Here is a 4,187-nt window from a genome sequence, read left to right as displayed (position 1 = left end):
CTATGCGAAAATCGCAATCGTTGTTGGAGCTGAACATGCCAACTTCCGCTGGAATACAGCCTATGCGGAAAGTTTATCTTCCACATTAAACGCGATTGTCCCTAAAATTTCTAAGGGTGTTATTTCCAAAAGCGGTGACGGTGTCGATGGACGTTACAATCAGGATTTAGCGAAGCAAATGATGATTATTGAGATAGGTGGAATTGGCAATACAGAAGAAGAGATCAATCGTACGATTGCTGTAATTGGGAAGGCTATATCAAAAGCATTTGTAAATGATTCAAAAAAATAAAATGGCAGCAAAAAGTGAGGCTCTTGTAGACTCACTTTTTTACTATTGTATTATAATAAAATTTCCAGAAAAAAATCTCATTATTTGTCTTTTCATTGCTCCATTCTTGTCTTATAATTTTCAAGTTGACTCCGATTGCATGATTAAACGTAAATGAAAAGCATATGCAAGTAAGGTAAATATGATTTTGAAACATCTACCATTTTTGGAGGATGTATTTTTAAAAATATAGCATACATACATATGAATTTTAAAAGATTAAAAAAGTGTGATAATGTTTCATTTTTCTCTAAAACTTTTATCGTTTTTCAATCGTCAAACATATAGTGAACATAAATGAATGAACGATGGAGAGGGGATGATTATTCATTAAAGGGCGCAACTATGCGTCAATCAAGATTTAGTACTCTTTAAGGGCCATTATACTGAGGAGAATTTGATAGATTATTGAAGGAAGGAATAGTATGTCAGGCAAGTCATTAAATCATCGTTATATTCCTGGACTAGACGGGATTCGAGCATTAGCTGTATTAGCAGTTATTGCTTACCATTTTAACTTCAGTTGGGCTAGAGGGGGATTTTTAGGAGTAGATATCTTTTTTGTATTATCAGGCTATTTAATCACCTCTACCATTTTACCTTTAAAGGGCAATCAATTAACAGTCAGCCTCAAAACATTTTGGATCGGACGGTTTAGACGATTACTACCAGCTGCCTACGTTATGATTGTTTCATCATTTGTTTGGACAATGCTCTTTCATAAAGAGCTCCTCCATACATTAAGAGGAGATGCACTGTCTTCTATTTTTTATTCAAGTAATTGGTGGTTCATTTTTCATAAGCTTTCTTATTTTGATAGTTTCGGATCTCCGTCACCTTTAAAAAACTTATGGTCCTTAGCCATTGAAGAACAGTTTTATCTAATTTGGCCGTTGCTCTTAATGATTGGGCTTTATATTGTCCAAAAACAAAGTCAGCTAGCAAAGGTCGTCTTTCTTGGGGCCATTTGTTCAGCATTAGTCATGGCGATCCTTTATCAGCCAGGTGCTGATCCTAGTCGTGTCTATTATGGAACGGATACTCGCTGCTTTGAGTTATTAATTGGCTGTTGGCTAGCCCTTGTTTGGCCAATGAAAAGGCTATCTTCTCAAAAATTATCGACAAAACATGTGAAGAAATTAAATAGTATGAGTTTTATTGCACTTACTATTTTTTTAGTCAGTATAGTATATGTGGATGAATATCAATCCTTTCTTTATAGAGGGGGAATGTTCTTATTTTGCTTGAATGCGGCGATATTAATTGCATGTGTTTGTCACCCAGTGAGTATTTTAGGAAAAATACTAGCCTGGAAGCCACTTTGTTGGATTGGATCTCGATCCTACGGGATTTATCTATGGCATTATCCTGTTATGGTGTTGGGGACACCTATTCATGAAATCGGTAATCCCTCCTATTGGCGAGTTGCATGGCAGATTGTCCTCATCATTATGATTGCAGAGTTATCGTATCGCTTCATTGAGATGCCTATTCGTAAAGAGGGGTTCAAAGACTATTATCGAAAATACCTTGTCTTTAATAAAAATAAATGGGAAAGTATTTCACTATCACGAAAAATTTCAACCGTCATGGTACCACTTTTCCTTCTTGTATTTTTTACAGGAATGACGGGCGTTGTAGGGGAAGGGCAGGAAAGCACATCTAGTTCCTATCCAACAACCATTAAAATTAATGGAGATGAACCTACAGCCAATCTAAATGAGCATGACAAACAACCAGAGACAGACGAAGCTACCACTAGTAAGGAAAAGGAAGTCGAGGATGTTCAGCAAACAGAAACGCCAAAGCAAGATGAAAATGACGTCCATGCAGTGCCTGAAAAGAAAGAATTTTATAGTGGCATATTAGCAATTGGTGATTCGCTTATGATTGATATTGCACCGACCTTACATACTATTTACCCAACTATTACGATCGATGGAAAAATAGGTCGCCAAGTTTCACAAGCTGTTAAACTAGCACCAAATTATGCAAGTTTTAATCAACCTAATAATGCAGTGATTCTTCAGTTAGGGACGAATGGTTATTTTACGAATGACCAAATGGACACACTCCTTAACGCATTTTCGAATGCGGATATTTATTTAGTAAATACACGGGTGCCTCGTTCATGGGAGGCTAAAGTGAATGAAGCTTTACTCCAAAAAGCACAGGAGCATGAGCATATTACACTAATTGACTGGCATGCAGCAGCACTCAATCATCCAGAATACTTTGCCCCAGATGGCGTTCATTTAGAGAAAAAAGGGGTAGAAGTTTTAACAAACCTGATTCAACAATCCCTACAAAAGCAAAACTAATGAAAAAGTCAGTTTACACAGTTTTTCTGTGTAGCTGACTTTTTTAGATACACCTAGTAGCTATTCGAAATGGAAACATACAAATATGGTAAAAAATAAATGATGTGTGATGTTATAATTTTACTAATGATGGAAAAGGAGTGATTTCTTTGGAAGACTGTTTTATTTGCAATAAACATGCTGGCAATATTGAGGCTGCTGGCGTGATGATTTATGAAGACAAGTATGTTTATGTGGGTCATATTGATAGCAACGGTCAACCGAACTATTTAGGGCATATTATGATTGACTTAAAAAGACATGTACCGACCCTTGCTGAAATGACTGTTGAGGAAGCGCAGGCATTTGGAATCATCATGGCTAGAGTCAGCAAAGCACTAAAGGAGTCAGAAAACGCTGAACATATTTATGCACTTGTTTCAGGGAATTCGGTTCCGCATCTCCATTTGCACCTAGTGGCTCGCTATGCTAATACACCAAAAGAATGTTGGGGTCCTATGGAGGTCTACAATTGGAAAGAGGCTCCTATGGGAGATAATAATGAGGTTATCGATCTATGTAATCGTTTAAAAACACACCTAGAGAATAACCAATATGAATAACAATAGCCAAGATTTTAGCTGGGTTGGTAGCGAAGAAAATTTTGTTGATCAAATAACTATTCAACAATTAAATCATATCATTGTCGGTCGATATGGGGGTAACTCGACTGCAGGGCAATATAAGAATGAGGATGGATGTTTAGTTTGGTATAACGAAAAAGAAAATTGGGAATTTGCCATTATTTTAGATGCACATAACACATCTGAAAGTGCAGAAAAAATTATAGCATTATTTAATGATGAAAAATACACCATAAAGCATTTGCTATCTATGGCCACAACCCGAAGAACTTTTAACATGCTAGAAGAAAAGATATTAAGTATGTTTCAATCGAAAGAGTTTTTATCGATTTGTAAAAATGTAAAGGGAGAAACTGCTTGTTTAATTGTTGTAAGAAAAGATCAATATAGTTGGTGGTTTTCCGTTGGAGATTGTATTTTTTATTTATTTCACCCTGAACTAGCCTCGTTAGGTCAGTACCAAATAAATCAAAGGCAATTCTATGAATGGATCGGACAAGTAAATACTTTTGAACAGGACGTCCCATGTTATAGCGTAGGAATTAGGGAGTTAAGAAAAGGTGAGAATCTTTTTTTTCTAACGACAGATGGTCTAATTGAATGTCCGAATGAGCCTTATGATAATCCTGCAAACATTTTTCATTCTATGAACAGCAACGATGATAAAAGCATTCAGTCGATATTGAAAAACATCCAAGACAATCATGTTAGAGATAGCACTACTATCATTTCTTGGAGAGTTGATAATTCGATGGAAGCCACTAAACCGAGTAATCAATAGAACTCTAAAAAAGAGGTGAGAATTACACCTCTTTTTTCTATACTGCGAACTATGATTTATTCATTATTAACTTCCAACCTATTACTTCAAGTGTCTATAACTTTCTATACAGGCTACTTCAGCCAAATTCT

The 4,187-nt window shown here is 36.0% G+C and carries 4 protein-coding genes; all 4 read left to right on the top strand.

Annotated features, from left to right (window positions below; all coding sequences use genetic code 11):
- Positions 1-292 (top strand): stage II sporulation protein P (locus tag RT445_RS15860; RefSeq protein ID WP_313470930.1); only part of this gene is annotated, 292 nt, incomplete at its 5' end.
- A 464-nt stretch (positions 293-756) separates the two neighbouring features.
- The gene (locus RT445_RS15855) at positions 757-2,652 is read left to right on the top strand and encodes an acyltransferase family protein (protein WP_312506830.1); all 1,896 of its coding nucleotides are present in this window, start codon (positions 757-759) and stop codon (positions 2,650-2,652) included.
- Between the two features lie 149 nt (positions 2,653-2,801).
- Positions 2,802-3,254: an HIT family protein gene (locus RT445_RS15850; protein ID WP_274793839.1), complete on the top strand. Its 453-nt coding sequence runs from the start codon at positions 2,802-2,804 to the stop codon at positions 3,252-3,254.
- Positions 3,247-4,056, top strand: coding sequence for a PP2C family serine/threonine-protein phosphatase (locus RT445_RS15845; RefSeq protein ID WP_312506831.1), 810 nt, complete (start codon positions 3,247-3,249; stop codon positions 4,054-4,056). The genes RT445_RS15850 and RT445_RS15845 overlap by 8 nt, the downstream gene beginning before the upstream one ends.
- Positions 4,057-4,187 lie beyond the last annotated feature (131 nt).

Source organism: Lysinibacillus sp., from assembly GCF_032093475.1.
Lineage (GTDB): Bacteria > Bacillota > Bacilli > Bacillales_A > Planococcaceae > Lysinibacillus > Lysinibacillus irui.
The sequence above is the reverse complement of the archived record's forward strand: the minus strand, read 5'-3'. Positions and strand labels throughout refer to the sequence as shown.

What these genes read in the sequence shown, in the direction of transcription:
- RT445_RS15855 (WP_312506830.1), top strand. Translation starts at nt 757, where the DNA reads ATGTCAGGCAAGTCATTAAATCATCGTTATATTCCTGGACTAGACGGG.
- RT445_RS15845 (WP_312506831.1), top strand. Translation starts at nt 3,247, where the DNA reads ATGAATAACAATAGCCAAGATTTTAGCTGGGTTGGTAGCGAAGAAAAT.